This is a genomic window from Pseudarthrobacter cremeus, from assembly GCF_051857465.1.
Taxonomy (GTDB): Bacteria; Actinomycetota; Actinomycetes; order Actinomycetales; family Micrococcaceae; genus Arthrobacter.
In genome coordinates this window covers 136,345-154,674 of record NZ_JBPZHC010000005.1, presented here as the reverse complement: position 1 = coordinate 154,674, position 18,330 = coordinate 136,345, and the positions used below count along the sequence as shown (strand labels likewise).

The window sequence follows — 18,330 nt, the reverse complement described above, 5'->3', positions numbered from 1 at the left end:
CCATCACTCCAAATGTTTCAAACTTTCCAAGGGGGAAAAATGATAGGTAGTCCAATTGCACCAGCGAGCCCAAAGCGCCGCTGGAAGCCGTCCGTGCTTTTCTGGATCGTGGCGGCGCTGGTGCTGCTTCTGGTCATACTTTTTGCTGCAGCAGCCGGGTTTGGGGGCGTCCTCTTGATTCTTGGCCTGGTGGCACTGCTCACCGGCCTTTATGCATTGCTATTCAAGCGCCGGTCCTGGGTTGGTCTGCCGCACCGGAGGTCCGGCGGGGTTGTTGCTGCCGCTGGACTTGTTGCCTTGATTGTCGGGGTGGGCGTGGCAGGCGCCACCGCCGCGCCGGGTGGCAACACCGACAAAGCCGCGTTGGTAAGTCCTGTTCAGCAGTCCGCAACACCAACGCCTACTCCAACGAACCCTGCTAACTCCGCCTGCCTCACCGCTGCTGAGACGCGCCAATACAACAAACAAACATTGGTCTGCACCATGGGCAGCGATCAGCGCCTGGTGTGGATGACCGAGGCTGACTCGAAGCGGGTTGTAGCCGAGAAGGCAGCGGCTGACAAGGCGGCCGCCGACAAGCTGGCAGCCGAGAAGGCCGCCGCAGAGAAGGCAGCAGCAGACAAAGCAGCGGCCGACAAGGCGGCGGCAGACCAGGCGGCCGCTCAGTTGGCTGCCGAACAAGCTGCAGCTCAGAAGGCCGCCCAAGAGGCCGTCAAGCCAGCACCAGTAGCTCCGGCTCCGGCACCTGCAGCTCCTGCTGCACCGGCCGCGGCCTACTACGCCAACTGTGCGGCGGCCAAGGCCGCTGGCGCAGCACCGCTGTACGCCGGGCAACCTGGCTATCGCCCTGGGCTTGACGGCGATTCAGACGGCAAGGCCTGCGAGAAGTAGTCTCCCGCAACCTGACAAACCTTCCTGCTTTCCGGCAGGACATCCGCCAAGGAGATAGCACCAATGAAAACTTCAGAAACAAACACTTCGCCGCAGGACGAACCACCCCAATCAGAGAACCCCGGCGTTTTTGCGGAAGACTCGATCCCCGACGGGGTGTCAGAATCGAGCGACCCTCAGGAACCGCAAACCAAGGTTTGCCGCAAATGCAGTGTTCAGAATCTGACCCCTGGTGACTATTGCCCCAATTGCGGAGCTCCCTACATCGCCCGCCGACGCCTCGCGAATGTGAACAGGCGCATTGTGCTTATCGTTACTGCTGTTCTCATCGCTGTAATCGCGGGAGTAGCAATCACATTGAATGTTCAGCACACAAATCAGGTCCAGGCAGAGCAGGCTGCGGCGGCGTCAGTGGCCGAAGGTGAGAACAAGCGGCAGGCAGAGGCCACACGGGCATCGGAAGCCGCGGCCGCTGCCAAACAGGCCGCTGATGCTACCAAAAGGGCACAGCGAAAGCTGGTAGTCACATCCCTAGAGGACTCAGTCAAGAAGGACGCAGAGTCGCGCGTCACTAAGGGAGTCCTGGAAGGCCCGATCACCCGGGCTTCCTGCACTCCGCTGGGTGGGGGTTCGTCCGATGACCTGACGGCCATCACCGGGACGTTCCAATGCATTGCAGTCAACAAAACCGAGGCGGATGGCTCGTCCTCGGGCTACCGATTCTCGGCCACCGTTAACTGGAATGACGCCAGCTACTCGTGGCATTTGGGCAGCTGATAGTAAACAGCCCCAGGCGCGCCCGGATTTCGCAACAATTATGTTGTCGTTAGCGACGCCGAAGAGGCCTGTCCCTCTGGCGATCATCGGCGCCAAACAACGGTTCCGCTGCAGTCGCAGGGCTACTACATGAAGATCATCCGTGAGAGCGCCGTGGTCACACTCAATGGCGCGAAAACTCTACGCAACTGACAGTCGCTGGCCTGCCGGGGCCGCCGCGGTAGCCGTCGGAATCTACGGCGGCGGCGCTTCAATGCGGGGCGAGACCAGAATCAGGGCCTCAGCGTTCGCGCTGTGGGTGCCGGTGCTCAACGAGCAGCAGGCACTGTTGGTGCTCGCATCCCACGGTGTCGCGGCCGGCGGTGCCTCGGGCGGGGCGATCCGCGGCGGCCACCGGCAAAGCATCCGCCTGGCGATCGGCAGGCAACTGGAACGGCCGGACGAGGTTGCCGACCTGTACGCCATGGCGTCCCGGGCGCTTTAGGCCCTCGCTTCGCCGCCGGCCGGCCGCTTCCACAGCGCCACCGCCAGGACTGCCACCCAGAGCAGAAAAGCGCCGATGCTGATTCTTTCGCCGATGCCCAGCACGAGGTTCGGTCCCGGGGCGGCCATGAACGCGACCATGCCCATGACCGCAGAGACGGCAAGCGAGACGATCGAGTACCAGCGCATCCGGCCGTGGAACCCCGCGGCCACGAAGCACATTGCGGCGACCATGAGGGCGAGCTGCACGTTGGTGGCCACGATGTGCATGGGAACGGAGGCATCGTCACCCAGCGTCAGCGGGTAGAAGGCACCCACGATGTTCCACAGCCCGTAGCCGATGAGCAGGCCGCCGCCGGTCCGCAGCGAACGGTTGCCGCGCGCGGAGATCCAGACGCCCACGCCGAACGTGGTGAACAGCAGCGTGTAAAGCCATGTGAAGGGGACCAGGACGTCGCGGCCGGGGGAGCCGACGGCGAACAGTTCGCTCACCATCTGTTCGGTGCGGCGGTAACCGTCCCAACGGGATGCCGCCAGGCCATCGGTGGCAACCACGTAGGCCAGCGACGACAGCGCTCCTGCAGCGAGCAGCCCCTTGCGGAACGCGTCGCGGTGTTGGCTTCCGGGCGGAGCTCCCCGTCCGAGCTGCGGGAGCCGGTGCTTATCGATTGACATGTCCGGATGTCCTCAGAGCCCGCGGGCTGACAAGGGGCTGACCGCAGGGGCCCGCGGGCGCCCGCCCCACGCGTCTTCGCCTACCATTACAACCCTGCGCCGGGCTGCCGGGCGCCGCTAGGGGCGAATGGCCTTGGCCTGTGCCCCGCGCCCCGCAGACGGGTGCCCAGGGTTGCCTGGGGAAGCTTTCGGGGGAACGGGGCCAGTGGGAGGATGAATTCGTGGACCAGTTCTTTGACTTCCTTCGCCATTACTGGTGGCTCGCCTTTCCCCTCAGCGGACTGGCCGGCGGGTGGGCGCGGCAATGGTCCAGGGCCAGCGAACGCCGGCACCGCCGCCGCATGGAGCTCTACAAACTCAAGAACCAGGCGGTGCAGGCGGAACAGGCCAGCCAGGCCGAGGTTGCCGCCCTGATGGCAGCGCACGATGCTGTGAACCGGCGCTGGCTGGACTACGAGCTCGACGTTGGGAAACTGATCGACTTCCCCGTCATGACGGATGTGCGGGAACCACTGACCGTCACTTTCCTCCGGGCGAAGAAAGCGGCGGACGGTCTGCGGCCGGCCGCCCCGGCTGACATGACGACGCCGGCCCGGCTGGCCGAGTACCGGACTGCCGTTCACGGCTTCGAGCTGGCGTTCGACGTCGCAGAGCGCGAAGCCAAACGGATCAAGGACCACAACTTCACGGAGCCGGAACGCCAGCGCTTGTCTAGGGCCAGGAAGCTGCTCAACATCGCCTCCGACAACGCCGCGACACCTGCCGAACGGCAAACCGCGTACAGGCGCGCCCGGCGGGAACTGGACGGCCTCATCGTCCTGCCCGAGGCCACGATAGCTGCGCTGGAAGTGAAGATTGCAGGCGAACTGAACGCACCGCACGCCACGGACTGACCGCAGCGCCGCCGGCTCAGGTGTACATCAGGGAACCCGGGGTGGTGAGGAGTTCGCCGGTTTCCAGCCAGGTCTTGAGGCCGGACAGGATCATCGGCCAGCCGCCGTAGAGCTGGTCGTTGGCGCCTTCGCGGAGCTGGTCGTGCGTGACGGTGAGGTGGCACGAATCGCCCACGGGTTCGATCTCCCAGGTGATGCGGGAGGTGCCTTCGGCCTTGACGTCCTCGCCCCAGAGCGCGGTCATGGTCTGGACAAGCTTCCGCGGCGGGTCGACTTCGATGTTCTCGCCCTCACCCAGCAGCCCCCCGGCCTTGGCATTGCCCATCTCAAAGCGGGACCCGGGTGTGAAGTCCGAGGTGATGACGGCGCCGAACTGGTATTTGCTGCGGATCCCGCCGTCCGTGATGGCCTCCCAGAGCCGCTCCGGGGTGGTCTTGATATAGATTTCGAAGATCTTTTCCATGGGACTTTCCAATCTGGTTTTGAGGTCGCTGAGGCCAGCGGCCCATGGTTCGGCGTATTTGCTCACCCAGCGGTCGTGGACGAGCCGGATGGGCACCGGATTCAGGAAATGGAGTTTCTCCCGTCCCCGACGGCGGGTCACCACCAGGCCGGCGTCCTCCAGCTGCTTGAGGTGCTTCATGACCCCGTAGCGGGTCATCTCGAAGCGCACCTCGAGTGCATGAAGGGTCTGCCCGTCTTCCCGGAAAAGCTCATCAAGGAGCTCTCTGCGGGTGGGGTCGGCGAGGGCCTTGAATACGGCGTCCACACCTCCAGAATAGGTGACTGATCGGTCACATGTCTAGGGGTTTGTGCAGGACATCCGGGACTTTGCGGAAGCTGTTGTCACTGCACAGGACAGGGCCTAGGCTATGGCCACGGCCCCGCCTTTGGGACCGGCCAGGACCCTCCCTCACCGGGTGCCAGGCAAGCTGGGATGCCCGTGTCCTGGACAGCACGGGACAGGAAAAACCATGACCAAGTATCTGTTCGAAGCCAACTATGTGGGTGACGGAATCAAGGGACTCATGCAGGAAGGCGGCACCAGACGCCGCGACGCGGTTGTCGAGGCCCTCAAGTCCGTCGGGGGAACGCTGGACAGTTTCTACTATGCCTTCGGGGACATCGACGTCCTCGGAGTCTTTGATATTCCCACCGACGCGGACGCGGCCGCCCTTTCCCTGATGATCAACTCCACAGGCAACGTCGACGTCCGCCTGAAGCCGCTCATGACCGTCGAGGACATCGACGAGGCCGCCAAGAAGACCCCGTCCTATCGGGCGCCGGGACAGTAGGCCGGCTACGGCACCCGGCCAGCGGGCCGCCGTCGGGAAGTACGACGGCGGCGCGCGGCCCGGGGGCCGGAGGTGGGGTCTGGCCTCTCCCTCCGGAGCGGCGTAGGGTCGGGAGGACCATGACTGAGCAGCAACCTTACGAGCTGGTGCGGAGCTATCCGCACTTCGAGCTGCGGCGCTACCCTGAGCATGTTGTCGCCGAGGTCCAGGTCAAGGCAACCTTTGACCGGGCCGGCAATGCTGCGTTCCGGCACCTGTTCAATTACATCAGCGGCAGCAATACCGCCCGGCAGAAGCTGGCGATGACAGCCCCCGTTGTCCAGGAGACCGCACAGTCACAGAAGCTGGCGATGACCGCGCCGGTGCTCCAGAGCGGTCCACTGCCGGGAAGCAGCGGGCCGGCGGATTTTGTGGTTGCCTTTGTGCTCCCCGCCGGCCTGACTGCCGAAGCGGCACCGGTCCCCATCAACCCCGACGTCAAAATCCGGGCGGTACCCGGCTCCCTTGCCGCGGTGGTCCGCTTCTCCGGCAGCGGCTCGGAGAAGGCATTTGCCCGGCACAACATCGGTCTGCAGGCTGCCCTGACCCTCGCCGGGCTGACCCCCGTGGGGCCGCCGCGGTTTGCCCGCTTCGATCCGCCGTTCAAGCCGTCGTTCCTCCGGCACAACGAGCTGGTGCAGGACGTGCAGGAACCTTCCGAGTCCTAAACGGCAGGTCCGGCTGATTTCAGCCTGCCTGGTCCCCGGTTTCCAGCAGCAGAAGGACTTCCTCACCATCGGTAAAATCCGCTGACTCCCGCGAAAATTCCGAAACTTTCCATACTCTTGCGCAAGCGTGTAACGCCGTGAACGCGTCAAACTTGCGCGGTTTCCGCGTTACTACAACCGCATTGGCGGCGTCCTGCTCCCTGAAACCGTAAAGTGCTCACGGGGGACAGCCTTGCTGCAGCACATATTGCTTGTGCTTGCGTAAACTTTACGATACTTTCTAAGTGTGATGCAGCTCGCATGGTCTGTGAACCGCGCGTGGCATGTTCGCCGACCAAAGGACAATGATGACCAGCGAGCCAGGTACGAGTACGCCGGAACAGCGACTCAAGCACCTCCACCAGCGATTGGGCGGCATAGCCTACGGTGGCGACTACAACCCGGAGCAGTGGCCCCGCGAGGTCTGGCAGGAGGATGCCCGCCTCATGAAGGAGGCCGGCGTCAACCTGGTGACTCTGGCCGTCTTTTCCTGGAGCCGCCTCGAAACCGCCGACGGCGTATACGACTTCGGCTGGCTCGATGAAGTTATGGACCTCATGCACGCCAACGGCATCGGCGTGGACCTGGCAACCCCGGATGCCGTCCCTCCGGCCTGGCTTATCGCGCAGCACCCGGACATCCTTCCCGTCCTGGCTGACGGCACCACCTTCGGGTTCGGCTCCCGTCAGCACTTCGATGTGTCCCACCCCGCCTACAGGGCGAAGTCCTTGGCCATGGCGGAAAAGATGGGCGGGCACTACGCCGGCCACCCCGCGCTGTGCATGTGGCACGTGAACAACGAGTACGGGCCCGTCTCTTACGGCCCGCACGCGGACCGTGCGTTCCGGGAATGGCTCCAGCGCAAATACAGCAGCCTTGCTGAACTCAACCGGGCCTGGAGCACCGACGTCTGGGGCCAGGTCTATTCGGACTGGAGCCAGGTCAACGCCCCCGCCCAGCCCCGCACCTGGTCCAACCCCTCCCGCCGGCTGGACTATCACCGCTTCACGTCGGACAGCATGCTGGAGCACTACAAGGCCGAACGGGACATCCTCCGCCGGCACACCCCGGATCTTCCGATCGTCACCAACTTCATGCGGTTCTACAAAAACAACGATTACTGGGCCTGGGCCGCCGAGGAAGACGCCGTGGCCCTGGACATCTACCCGGACCCGCGCGAAGAAGATGCCCACGTGGCCGCCGCCCTGAACTTCGACCTGATGCGTTCGCTCCGCAAAGGCCAGCCGTGGCTGGTCATGGAGCAGGCCACCGCAGCCGTCAGCCAGTGGTCCGTGAACGTTTCCAAGCTCCCCGGCAAGATGCGGCTTGGCTCGTACCAGGCCATCGCCCAGGGTGCGGACTCCATCCTCTTTTTCCAGTGGCGCCAAGCCCGGGGCGGCACCGAGCGGTACCACTCCGGCATGGTCAACCATGCCGGGCCCAACACCCGCGTCTTCCGTGAAGTCTGCCAGCTCGGGCAGGAACTGAAGGGCCTCGGCGGCATCACGGGTACCCGCTCCGCCGCCAAAATGGCCATCGTCTTCGACTGGGACTGCTGGTGGGCCCTGGAACTGGGCAACTCGCCGCGCTCGGACCTGAACTACGCCCAGGAGGTCCTCCGCCTCTACCGGCCCTTCTTCGATGCGAACGTCCCGGTGGACTTCGTGGACACCAAGAGCGACCTGAGCCAGTACAGCCTGGTTGTCCTGCCGGCGTCATATCTGCTCACCGATGAGGTTGCGCAGCGGTTTGAGGACTACGTGTCCGACGGCGGCCGCCTGGTGGCCAGCTACCTCTCCGGGATCGTGGATCCAGACAACACCATCCGCCTGGGTGGCTACCCCGGTGCGCTCCGGAATGTGCTGGGCGCGTGGAGCGAGGAGCTGCATCCGCTCGCCGGCGAGGGCGAGGAAGTAAAGCTTTCGACGGCCGACGGCGGTACGGCCTCCGCCAGTTACTGGACTGAACATCTGCACACCGAAACGGCGGACGTCCTGGCCAGCTATGCGTCGGGACGACTGGCCGGTTCACCCGCCGTCACCCGCAACCAGTTCGGCCAGGGCACCGCCGTCTACCTGTCCGCGCGGGTCGACAACGCTTACCTGGCGGAACTGCTCGCGGCGGAGCGTGCGGCTGCGGGGATCCTTCCGGAACTTGACGCTCCGCTGGGAGTGCAGGTCCGCCGTCGTACCGGCGGCGGGCGCAGCTACCTGCTGGTCCTGAACCACAACGACACCCCGGTCAGCGTGGACGTACTGGCCGGCGGCATCGACACCATCAGCGGCAGGCAGTTCCAGGGAACTGCCGATCTCGCCGCCAACGGCGTCCTCATCCTCGAGGAAGTCCCTGCCAAAGAACCCGCCAAAACCACCGCCGATCTTCCCACTCCACTACGCGTCCGATAGGAGGACCCCATGGCCATGCAACTGGAAGTACCTCCCGAGGCCGTCACCGCTGACCCGCCCGGCGCCAAAGGCAAACCGCGGAACAAACCCAACGGCTGGAAGCTGGCGCTGAAGCGGGACTGGCGCCTGTACACCCTGGTGGCGCTGCCGCTGCTGTATTTTGCGGTGTTCCGCTACCTGCCGATGGCCGGAAACGTGATCGCATTCCGGCAGTTCCAGCCCGGCGGAAACATCTTCGGCGAGAAGTGGGTGGGGCTCAAATACGTCACTCTGTTCATCAACGATCCCAGTTTCTGGCAGGCGTTCCAGAACACCATTGTCCTGGGCGTGCTGACCCTGCTGTTCTGCTTCCCGATGCCCATCATCTTCGCCCTGATGCTGAACGAACTACGCTCGCAGAAATTCAAGAAATTCGTCCAGACCGTAGCCTACCTGCCGCACTTCATGTCCGTGGTGATCATTGCCGGCATGATCCTGCAGAACTTCTCCATGACCGGCACCGTGAACCAGATCGCCAACGGCCTGTTCGGCGCAACGGTTAACTTCACCCAGGACGCCGCCTGGTTCCGGCCCATGTACATCAGTTCCGAGGTGTGGCAGACCATGGGCTGGGGCGCCATCCTCTACCTGGCGGCGCTCACCCGGGTGGACGAGTCGCTTTATGAGGCGTCACGGATCGACGGTGCCAACCGGTGGCAGCAGACCTGGCACGTGACACTGCCTGCCATCCGGCCCACCATCATCACGCTGCTGATCCTGAACATCGGCACGTTCATGGCCGTGGGCTTCGAAAAGATCCTGCTGATCTACAACCCGCTGAACTACGAAACCTCCGATGTCATCTCCACCTACCTGTACCGGGTGGGCCTGGAGTCCAGCAACTTCAGCTACGCCGCCGCGATCGGAATGTTTGAATCCGTCATCGGCCTGACGCTGATCCTCTCCGCGAACGCCATTTCCAAGCGCGTCGCCGGAACGAGCCTGTGGTGAAAGGGGCAGCCATGAAGGATTCACTCCTGACCCGGCAGGCCAAGAAGGGAACCGGCGTCCTGATGAAGGACATGAAAGTCTCGCGCGGCATGCGGGTCTTCCGGGTGGTCAACCTGGCTTTCCTGATGGTGGTGATGTTCCTGACGCTGTACCCGTTCCTGAACATCATTGCGCAGTCGTTCTCCAGCGAAGGGTTCATCAACGCGGGACAGGTGAACCTGTTCCCCCTGGGGTTCAACGTGGAGACATACAAGCTGATCCTGGCCGACTCTACCTTCTGGAACAACTACGGCAACACTGTCCTCTACACAGTGGTGGCCACCGCGATCTCCATGGTGCTCACCACGTCCTTCGCCTACGCCATTGCAAAGAAGGACCTCAAGGGCCGCAGCGTCTTCATCGGCATCGCAGTGTTCACCATGTTCTTCAACGGCGGACTGATCCCGAACTACGTGCTCATCAGCTCGCTGGGAATGCGCGACTCCATCTGGGCCGTGGTCCTGCCCAACGCCATCAGCGTCTTCAACTTGCTGATCATGAAGTCCTTCTTCGAGAACATGCCCCGCGAACTTGAGGAAGCCGCCGCCATCGACGGCCTCACCCAGTACGGCGTGCTGTTCAGGGTGGTGCTGCCGCTCAGCAAGGCGATCGTGGCCACCATGGTGCTGTTCTACGCCGTGGCCAACTGGAACTCCTGGTTCCAGGCCTTTCTCTACCTGGACAAGCCGGAACTGTTCCCGGTGACCATCTACCTGCGCAACATGATCGCCGGAGTGACGACGGCCGGTTCGGCCGGCGGCACCGCAGAAAACGTGGGCCAGATCGCGGCCAACATCCAGTCCGTCACGATCGTCCTCACCGTCATCCCCATCCTGTGCATCTACCCGTTCGTTCAGAAGTACTTCTTTTCGGGCATCATGCTCGGCTCCGTCAAGGAGTAACCCCCTCATGAAAGGAAAGCCCATGATCCGCAGACGAGATTTCCTCGGCCTCGCATCTGTAGTCACCATCGGCCTGATGATGACCAGCTGCGACTCCGAGCCCGCGAAGGTGGACACCTCGAAGGCCCGCAACGGCGCCATGGACAGCTTCAAGGTAGGCGACACATTCAAGGCGACGGCGCCGCTGACGTTCAGCTTCCTCTTCAGCGACCAGCCCACCTACCCATTCAAGAAGGACTGGCTGATCCTGACCAAGATGGCCAGTGACAACAACGTCACGCTGGAGACCACGGTGGTTCCGGGCAGCGACTACGAACAGAAGCGCAGCCTCCTCATCAGCTCCGGCAACGCCCCGGAAATCATCGCCAAGACCTACCCGGGCCAGGAAGCGGCATACGTTTCCTCTGGTGCCGTCCTGCCGGTCAGCGACCATGTGGACCAGATGCCGCACTTCCAGGACAAGGTCAAGAAGTGGAAACTGGAGCCGGAGATCGCAGCGCTCACCCAGGAGGACGGCAAGTACTACGTCCTGCCGGGCCTGCACGAAGAGCTCTGGCCCGACTACTCCCTCGCGTTCCGCAAGGACGTCCTGGAGAAGGAAGGCCTCAAGGAGCCCAAGACCTGGGATGAGCTCCGCGACGTGCTGCGGTCGCTGAAGAAGGCTTACCCCGACGTCGTGCCCTTCTCCGACCGGTTCAAGGGCGACAGCGCGCTCAACATCGCCGGCAACGCCTTTGGAACCGTGGCCGGTTGGGGCCTGGTGGACGGGCTGAACTTCAACGAATCCAAGAAGGAGTTCGAATTCGGCGCCGGCACCCAGGAGTTCAAGAAGCTGCTGGAGTACTTCAATTCACTGGTCTCCGAGGGCCTGATGGACCCTGAAAGTTTCACCCAGACCGACGATTCGGCTATTCAGAAGTTCGTCTCAGGCAAGTCGTTCGTGATCAGCGCGAACTCGCAGAACATCATCACGTACCGCACCTCCATGGAACAGTCCCTGGGCAAGGGCAACTTCAAGGTGGGCAAGATTACGGTGCCGGGCGGCCCCGCCGGGGACATCATCGGCGGTTCCCGGCTGGAGAACGGCATCATGCTGAACTCGTCCGTGAAGGACAAGGACAACTTCGTGGCGCTCATCCAGTTCATCGACTGGTTGTTCTACAGTGACGCTGGCCAGGAATTCTCCAAGTGGGGCGTGGAAGGCACCACGTTCACCCGGGAGGGCAACAAGCGGGTCCTGGCCAAGGACATCAACTTCCAGGGACTGAACCCGGCTGGCACCAAGGACCTGCGCGTTGAGTATGGCTTCTCCGGCGGTAACTTCGCCTACGGCGGCACCACGGATTTGCTGCACTCCACGTTCAACGAGGAGGAGCTGGCGTTCCAGAAGGCCATGAAGTCCAAGAAGCCCAAGGCTGTGGCGCCGCCCGTGCCGTTCAGCGACACAGACCGCGAGCAGGCCACGCTGGTTCTCACCCCGCTGAAGGACCACGTCAAGCAGAACACCCTGAAGTTCATCACCGGCCAGCGCAACCTGAGCGAGTTCGACGCCTACCTCAAGGAACTCGACGCCAAGGGCCGGACCAAGTACGTAGAGTTGGCGAACAAGGCGTACAAGGCCTACGCAGACAAGAAGTAGGTGCGGCCGACGGCGGCGGGCCGGCCCGGGCGGGCAAAGAGCCCGCCCGGTGGTCCGCCGTCAGTCCGTGATGGGAAAGGCAGTGCGGTGGCGCAGAAGAAGGCGGAGTACGGTTCCGGTCCGCTGTTCAGGGCGGCCGGAGTGGTCTACGGGGTGATGGTGGCCGACGTGCTGCTGGTGGTGGCCAACATCCTGCTGGTACTGGCCCCCTTGCTGGTAGCCCTGTCCGCCGGGATGCCCACCGCGTCCGTATCCCGGTCCGACCCGGGATACGGGGCGCAGCTCGGGCTGGTCCTGCTGGCCTTCATACCCGTGGGACCTTCGGTGGCGGCCGCGGCCTACGCCCTGAACCGGCTGCTGGCCGGGGAGGAGACCGGTGTCTTCCGGGACTTCATCCACGGCTACCGGGCCAACTTCCGCCAGGCGCTCGCCGTCTGGCTCCCGTACCTCGCGGTAATGGCCGTCATCGTGACCAATCTCTTGCTCCTTCCCGGATCACTTGACGCCGGCAACCCAGGCCAGTCGGCGGCCCGCGTGGGGCTGCTGGGGCTGGGGCTCCTGGTGGCCACCGCGGGTGTCACGGCGCTGCTGCTGCTGTCCCGGTTCGCGTTCCGGACGCGGGACCTCTACCGGCTCTCGCTCTACTGCCTGGGGGGTCGGGCCCGGGTGTCCTTGGGAAACGCGGCGATCCTGTTCATCGCGGCGTTCCTGCTCACGGCCACCACTGCCGGTCTGCTGATCTTTATCGCGGGGCCCCTGATGTTCCTGATCTGCCTGAACTCCCGTCCGCTGCTAAAGTTCATCCAGCAGAAGTTCACGACTGCTGACCCGGGGGCGCAGGAACCTTCCGCTGGCCCGGCTCGCAAAGCTTAGAGGGAAGGCCGGCAAACGGCCGGCTCCGTGCTAGTCTCCCCGCTATGGCTGTGGATCCCGCCCTTCTTGACTGGATGCTTGACTCCGACCCCGCGCTGCGCTGGCAGGTCCAGCGCGACATCGCCGGCGAGCCGCCGGAGGTCTGGGAGGCCACGCGGGCGCGGATAGCCACCGAAGGGTTCGGCGCCCGGCTGCTCACGCTCCAGGAGCCGGACGGACAGTGGGCAGGCGGGGCATACTTCCCCCAGGACTTCGACTTCGACGGCCCGGAAGCGGCTGAGGATGCCGGGCAGCCGTGGACCGCCACCACCTGGTCCCTGAACGCTCTCCGCGACTGGGGCCTGGACGCCGCAGCCCTCACCGGTACCGCCGAACTCCTCGCCGCGAACAGCCGCTGGGAGTACGAGAACCTGCCCTACTGGGGCGGCGAGGTGGACTGCTGCATCAACGCCTTCACGCTGGCCAACGGGGTGTGGCTGGGCGCGGACGTTGCCGGCGTCGCCCGGTGGTTCCTGGACCATCAGATGGCCGACGGCGGCTGGAACTGCGAGTGGGTGGCGGGTTCCAGACGGTCCTCGTTCCATTCCACGATCAATGCGCTGAAGGGGCTGCTCTACTACGAGGCTGCGATCGGGGGCAGCAGCGAGCTCCATGCCGCCCGGCGCGTCGGCGAGGAGTACCTGCTGAAGCGCCAACTGCTTTACAGCAGGTCCACGGGGGAGTTCGTCGGCCCCTGGGTGGCCCGGTTCGTGTACCCGTTCCGCTGGTTCTACAGCGCGCTCAACGCGGCCGACTACTTCCGGGCCGCGGCCCTGCACGACGGCGGCGGCCCGGACCCGCGGCTCGCCGCGGCCATCGAGGCGGTGCGGTCCGGCCGGGAGGCGGACGGGACGTGGCTGCAGGAGCGGCGCCATCCCGGCCGGGTCTGGTTCGAGGTGGACGCTGCCCCCGGCGAACCTTCCAAATGGCTCACCTTCCACGGGACACGCGTGCTGGAGTGGTGGGACAGCGCTGTTCCCTCCTCAGCCCAGTGGGGCGACTGAGGCCGGTGTGAGCATTTCACGTTCGAAGCCCACCACCCGGCGCGGGCCGTGCAGGATCAGTTCGTGCGTGTGCACGTCAGACGTGCTCGACGTCGACACGTGCAGCTTCACGATGCCAGGCGCCACGATGCGCTCCAGGTCCAGCCCGGTGAAGGACGTGCGGTCCGCGTGCACAGTGAACTCCACAGTGGCCGACGCGCCCGCGGCGAGCTCCACCCGGGCGTAGCCGATCAGTTCGCGGACCGGGCGGACCACTTCGCCCACCGGGTCGGCCAGGTACAGCTGCACCACTTCGGCGCCGCCCACGGCGCCGGTGTTGGTGACGGTGCAGCTCACGGTGACAGTGTCCGACGTCGTCATGGTGGGTGCACTGGCCACATGGTCCGCGAACTTAAACGCTGTGTAGGAGAGGCCGTGTCCGAAGCCGTAGAGCGGCGACGGGTCCAGGGCGCTGACGCCGCTGGGGCCGGCCAGCCTGCTGTGCAGGTAGGTGCCGGGCTGCCCGCCGGATGTGCGGGGGATGGACACGGGCAGCTTTCCGGAGAAGTTGTCGGCGCCGGTGAGAAGGTCCCAGAGGGCATCGGCGCCTTCTTCGCCGGGGAAGAACCCCTGGACAACCGCGTCCGCACGGTGGGCGAAGTCACCCAGCGCGTAGGGCCTGCCACTCAAGACCACCAGGACGGTCCGTGTGCCGGCAGCCTCTGCCGCCGAGAGGACCCGGTCCAGCATGGCATGCTGGTCGCCGGGGAGGCGGAGGTCCGCGGCGTCGTTGCCTTCCCCGGACGTGCCCCGGCCGAACAGCCCGGCGTTATCGCCCACCACCACGACGCATGTATCCACGGCTGCGGCGATCCGGCACGCCTCTTCGATCTGCTCCGGCGTGGCAGCCTCGCACGTCCCGGTGGCCGCACTTTGGACCGACCGGAAGCGGGCCAACGCCGCCTCAGCGACGGTGGGCACGGAAATTCCCATCGGCACGTCCGGGTACGAGGCGCCCACGTGCGCATCGAACGAGTAGCAGCCCAGCATCGCGTACGGGTCCTCCGCCAGCGGTCCCACCACGCCGATGGACTGCACAGCCGAAGCGGGCAGCGGCAGGGCAGGGCCGCCGTCGTACTCCCGGTTGGCCAGCAGCACCAGCGACTGCACCGCCAGCCTGCGCGCCAGGGTGCGGTTTTCGGCCGGGTCCAGGTCAATCGCGCCGCCGGACAGCACGGGGGGAGCGGGGTCAAAATCGGGGGAGAGCAAGCCGGCTTCCAGCTTCTGGATGAGGACCCGGCGTAGGGCGGTGTCGATCAGCGCTTCATCCAGCACACCCTCGCGGACCCGCTGGATCAGCGGGCTGCCGTAGCAGTTCACGGTGGGGAGTTCGACGTCGACCCCCGCAGTCAGTGCCAGCACCGCGGCGTCGCCGGTGTTAGCAGCCACCCCGTGTGTGACATTGAGGAAGGCGACCCCGAAGTAGTCGGCAACCACGGTTCCAGCGAAGCCCCACTTACCTCGGAGCAGGGTGGTGAGCAGGGCGCGGTTGGCCGCTGCGGGCACGCCGTCGATATCGGTGTAGGCGTGCATCACTGAACGCGCGCCACCATGCTTGATGGCCATCTCGAACGGCGGCAGCATCACGTCTGCCACTTCGCGCGGACCCATCGAAACGGGCGCGTGGTTGCGTCCGGCGCGGGAGGCGGAGTAGCCCACGAAGTGCTTGAGGGTGGCCACGATGCCCTCGGATTCCAGTCCCTTGACGTACGCGGAGGCCACAGTGCCCACAAGGTACGGGTCCTCGCCTATGGTTTCCTCCACCCGGCCCCAGCGAAGGTCCCGGACCACGTCCAGCACGGGGGCCAGGCCCTGATGCACACCCAGCGAGCGCATGGCGGCACCGATCCGTTCCGCCATCTCCCGCACCAGTTCCGGGTTGAAGGTGGCGCCCCAGGCCAGCGGCACGGGAAATGCGGTGGCTTTCCATGCGGCCAGGCCGGCCAGGCATTCCTCATGCACCTGGGCCGGAATGCCGAACCGGGATGCGGCCATGATCTGTTCCTGCGCGGCGGCCAGGCGCCGTGCCCCCTCGGCGGGCTCCAGGGGGGTGGTGCCGTACATCCGGGTGATCTGGCCGAGTCCGTGGGAGATCATGTCCTCCCAGGATGCTGCATCGCCGGTCATCTCCGACTGCAGCGGAGCCACGGCTTCGCCTTCGATGGACGCATTCACCCATACTCCCGCCAGTTGGGCGGCCTTTTCTTCCAGGGTCATCTCGCGGATCAGCCGTTCGACGGCGTCCGGCCCGGCGTTGCGGGGGAGTTCTTGCTGTTCGGCGGCACCGCTGATCACGCGCTTCTCCTACGGTTGAGAGTTATTCTAAGAAACTATCAGAAATTTATATTTACTTTCTAGGGCTGAAACCGTTGACTTTTCGGTGCAGCGGTTTCTACGGTTGAACAGCGGGCCTCTCGATGCCCCATCACGCATCCAGAAACTTCTATGGCAGTTATGAAAGTTTCGGAACCTCAGCAGGGGCGTGTTCAATGAATGACTGCAAAGGCGGAGAATCTGGATGCGGACGTACAAAGTGGCCATCGTGGGAACGGGCGGGATCGCGGCGGTGCACGCGGACAACCTGGCGCGGACCAGCGGGCGGGCGGAACTCGTGGCAGCCTGCGATGTTGACCAGGTCCGGCTGGACGCCTTCAGTGACCAGCACGGGATCGCCGGCCGCTACCGGAGCCTGACCGAGCTGCTGGCCGGGGCCAAGCCGGACGTCGTGCACCTGTGCACCCCGCCCATGATGCACATAGACCAAGCCATCGAATGCCTGGAAGCGGGCGTCAATGTCCTTTCCGAGAAGCCACCGGCGCTGTCCCTTGCAGACTTTGACCGGTTGGAGGCGGCCCAGGCCAAAGGCGGTGCGGAGTTCTCCTGCGTCTTCCAGCACCGCTTCGGCGATGCCTCGGCTGCTGCCCGCAAGCTGATCGGGGACGCTGGTTTCGGCAGGCCGCTGGTGGCCCGCTGCGACACGCTCTGGTACCGCCCCGACGCATACTGGGATGTGCCGTGGCGCGGAACCTGGGACGCGGAAGGCGGCGGCCCCACTATGGGCCACGGCATCCACCAGTTCGATCTCCTGCTTCACCTGCTGGGGCCTTGGGACGAGGTGACGGCGGTGGCCTCCCGACAGGCACGCGCCACCTCCACCGAAGACCTGTCCGCTGCGCTGGTCCGCTTCGCCAACGGAGCCGTTGCCACGGTGACCAACTCGCTGCTCTCCCCGCGGGAGACCTCGGACATCCGGATCGACTGCGAATTCGCCACCGTGGAGCTGAGCCACCTGTACGGGTACGGCACGGACAACTGGACCGTCACCGCGGCGCCGGGCCACGGGGATACGGTCACAGCAGCATGGGAAGCCGAGCCGCTGGAACGCAGGAGCGGCCACTCCGCGCAGTTCCTTGCGATGTACGACGCGCTCGACGCCGGCGGCCCGCTTCCAGCCGGCGCGGACTCAGCGCGGCAGACCCTTGAGTTCGCTGCCGCGATCTACGCCTCCGCCTTCACCGGCAAGCCCGTCCGGCGGGGCGAGATTGTGCCGGGCCATCCCTTCTATGCAGGCATGGACGGCGGGGGCTTGGGCAGCCGCGTCCTCGATTCCACCGAGCCTGCCGCCACCGCCACCGTTTGAACCCCACCCTAGATCCGGAGATCCACATGAGCAGCACCGCAGAAACCATCACCGCCGTCGGAGACCCAGTGGCGGACCGCCTCCTGGGCTATGCCGACGACGGCGCCACCCTCACCTTCACGGCCGGCGGCCAGGAGATTGCCCAGTACACGTACATGCCCACGGATGCGCAATACGAGAGCCCGCGGCCGTTCTTCCACCCTCTCACCACTCTTGAAGGTGACGATGTGACCATCTCCCGGCCGTGGGACCACGTGTGGCACAAGGGCCTGTCCTGGGCACTTCCCAACGTGGGGGACCACAACTTCTGGGGCGGCGCCACGTACACGCGGGCCACGGGCTACGCCAACCTGGACAACAACGGCGCCATGGCCCACGGATCGTTCGGGGCGATCGATGAGTCAGGCCGCGGGATCACGGCGTCCGAATCCCTGCACTGGGCCAGCCAGGACGGCCGGCCGGTGATCGATGAGCGGCGCCGCTTCAATATCCAGCTCCTGGACGTTCCGGCCGCCCCGGCCTGGGTCCTCCTGTTCGAGACGCAGGTGAGCAACGTTTCAGGCGTGGAGATCGGCATCGGCAGCCCCACCACCGAGGGCCGCGAGAACGCAGGCTACGGCGGGCTGTTCTGGCGCGGTCCTCGCTCCTTCACCGGAGGGCAGTTCCGGTCGGACCAAGGCGCCGGCACGGACGAATTCATGGGCACACGCTCGCCGTGGATCGCATTCACCGGCCAGCACGATGTCACCTGCAGGTCCTCCACCGTCCTGTTCGCGGAGGACGCCACCAACCCCGGAGCGCCAAACCAGTGGTTCGCCCGGTCCTCGATGTTCGCCTGCCTGGGCTCCGCGCCGTTCTTCAGCGAAGTAGTTCCGCTCACGGAAGGCCGGCCGCTGACCTACCGCTACGCCGTCGTGATTGCCGATGGAGCGGTGGACGCTGACTCCGCCGCTGCCCTGGCCGGCGCTGCCCAGGCCGCGCTGGCGGGCTGGACCTGAGC

The 18,330-nt window shown here is 65.1% G+C and carries 17 protein-coding genes; 14 read left to right on the top strand and 3 right to left on the bottom strand.

Annotated elements, in window-relative coordinates:
* Positions 1-93: 93 nt before the first annotated feature.
* The 3 genes from ACS5PJ_RS11010 (at position 94) to ACS5PJ_RS11000 (ending at position 2,152) form a co-directional block, all read left to right on the top strand.
* Positions 94-891, top strand: coding sequence for an excalibur calcium-binding domain-containing protein (locus tag ACS5PJ_RS11010; RefSeq protein WP_439434927.1), 798 nt, complete (start codon positions 94-96; stop codon positions 889-891).
* A 63-nt stretch (positions 892-954) separates the two neighbouring features.
* Positions 955-1,668, top strand: coding sequence for a hypothetical protein (locus ACS5PJ_RS11005; RefSeq protein WP_439434926.1), 714 nt, complete (start codon positions 955-957; stop codon positions 1,666-1,668).
* Between the two features lie 166 nt (positions 1,669-1,834).
* The gene (locus tag ACS5PJ_RS11000; RefSeq protein WP_439434925.1) at positions 1,835-2,152 is read left to right on the top strand and encodes a hypothetical protein; all 318 of its coding nucleotides are present in this window, start codon (positions 1,835-1,837) and stop codon (positions 2,150-2,152) included.
* On the opposite strand, the gene ACS5PJ_RS10995 is transcribed toward ACS5PJ_RS11000, so the two are convergent.
* Positions 2,149-2,826 (bottom strand): DUF998 domain-containing protein, encoded by a 678-nt coding sequence (locus tag ACS5PJ_RS10995; protein ID WP_439434924.1) that lies wholly within the window; start codon positions 2,824-2,826, stop codon positions 2,149-2,151. The genes ACS5PJ_RS11000 and ACS5PJ_RS10995 overlap by 4 nt on opposite strands.
* A gap of 221 nt (positions 2,827-3,047) precedes the next feature.
* Between ACS5PJ_RS10995 and ACS5PJ_RS10990 the strand changes: the two genes are divergently transcribed.
* Complete coding sequence (locus ACS5PJ_RS10990; RefSeq protein WP_439434923.1) at positions 3,048-3,719, top strand: hypothetical protein; 672 nt, start codon at positions 3,048-3,050, stop codon at positions 3,717-3,719.
* A 16-nt stretch (positions 3,720-3,735) separates the two neighbouring features.
* Here the strand turns inward: ACS5PJ_RS10990 and ACS5PJ_RS10985 are convergent, their stop codons facing one another.
* Positions 3,736-4,488, bottom strand: a complete 753-nt coding sequence (locus tag ACS5PJ_RS10985; RefSeq protein ID WP_439434922.1) for an ArsR/SmtB family transcription factor — start codon at positions 4,486-4,488, stop codon at positions 3,736-3,738.
* 205 nt (positions 4,489-4,693) lie between these two features.
* On the opposite strand from ACS5PJ_RS10985, the gene ACS5PJ_RS10980 reads away from it, so the two are divergent.
* The 8 genes from ACS5PJ_RS10980 to ACS5PJ_RS10945 all read left to right on the top strand — a co-directional run bounded on the left by ACS5PJ_RS10980 (position 4,694) and on the right by ACS5PJ_RS10945 (position 13,651).
* Positions 4,694-5,014: a GYD domain-containing protein gene (locus tag ACS5PJ_RS10980; protein WP_439434921.1), complete on the top strand. Its 321-nt coding sequence runs from the start codon at positions 4,694-4,696 to the stop codon at positions 5,012-5,014.
* 119 nt (positions 5,015-5,133) lie between these two features.
* Positions 5,134-5,721, top strand: a complete 588-nt coding sequence (locus ACS5PJ_RS10975; RefSeq protein WP_439434920.1) for an SOUL family heme-binding protein — start codon at positions 5,134-5,136, stop codon at positions 5,719-5,721.
* A 347-nt stretch (positions 5,722-6,068) separates the two neighbouring features.
* Entirely contained in the window at positions 6,069-8,165 is a 2,097-nt protein-coding gene (locus tag ACS5PJ_RS10970; RefSeq protein WP_439434919.1) for a beta-galactosidase, read from the top strand.
* A gap of 9 nt (positions 8,166-8,174) precedes the next feature.
* Entirely contained in the window at positions 8,175-9,155 is a 981-nt protein-coding gene (locus tag ACS5PJ_RS10965) for an ABC transporter permease (RefSeq protein ID WP_439434918.1), read from the top strand.
* 11 nt (positions 9,156-9,166) lie between these two features.
* Complete coding sequence (locus ACS5PJ_RS10960) at positions 9,167-10,096, top strand: carbohydrate ABC transporter permease (protein ID WP_439434917.1); 930 nt, start codon at positions 9,167-9,169, stop codon at positions 10,094-10,096.
* A 7-nt stretch (positions 10,097-10,103) separates the two neighbouring features.
* Positions 10,104-11,735, top strand: a complete 1,632-nt coding sequence (locus tag ACS5PJ_RS10955) for an ABC transporter substrate-binding protein (RefSeq protein ID WP_439434916.1) — start codon at positions 10,104-10,106, stop codon at positions 11,733-11,735.
* Between the two features lie 87 nt (positions 11,736-11,822).
* Positions 11,823-12,608, top strand: a complete 786-nt coding sequence (locus ACS5PJ_RS10950) for a DUF624 domain-containing protein (protein ID WP_439434915.1) — start codon at positions 11,823-11,825, stop codon at positions 12,606-12,608.
* A 44-nt stretch (positions 12,609-12,652) separates the two neighbouring features.
* Positions 12,653-13,651 carry a prenyltransferase/squalene oxidase repeat-containing protein gene (locus ACS5PJ_RS10945; RefSeq protein WP_439434914.1) on the top strand — a complete coding sequence of 333 codons (999 nt, stop codon included), beginning with the start codon at positions 12,653-12,655 and terminating at the stop codon, positions 13,649-13,651.
* Here the strand turns inward: ACS5PJ_RS10945 and ACS5PJ_RS10940 are convergent.
* Positions 13,631-15,985: a glycoside hydrolase family 3 N-terminal domain-containing protein gene (locus ACS5PJ_RS10940; RefSeq protein ID WP_439434913.1), complete on the bottom strand. Its 2,355-nt coding sequence runs from the start codon at positions 15,983-15,985 to the stop codon at positions 13,631-13,633. The two genes, ACS5PJ_RS10945 and ACS5PJ_RS10940, sit on opposite strands and share 21 nt — an antisense overlap.
* A 223-nt stretch (positions 15,986-16,208) precedes the next feature.
* Here ACS5PJ_RS10940 and ACS5PJ_RS10935 point away from each other — a divergent pair, with 223 nt between their 5' ends.
* Together ACS5PJ_RS10935 and ACS5PJ_RS10930 are read left to right on the top strand one after the other, a co-directional pair.
* Positions 16,209-17,330 carry a Gfo/Idh/MocA family protein gene (locus ACS5PJ_RS10935; RefSeq protein ID WP_439434912.1) on the top strand — a complete coding sequence of 374 codons (1,122 nt, stop codon included), beginning with the start codon at positions 16,209-16,211 and terminating at the stop codon, positions 17,328-17,330.
* Between the two features lie 26 nt (positions 17,331-17,356).
* On the top strand, positions 17,357-18,328 hold the full coding sequence (locus tag ACS5PJ_RS10930; RefSeq protein ID WP_439434911.1) for a DUF6807 domain-containing protein: 972 nt from the start codon (positions 17,357-17,359) through the stop codon (positions 18,326-18,328).
* The last annotated feature ends 2 nt before the right edge of the window (positions 18,329-18,330 follow it).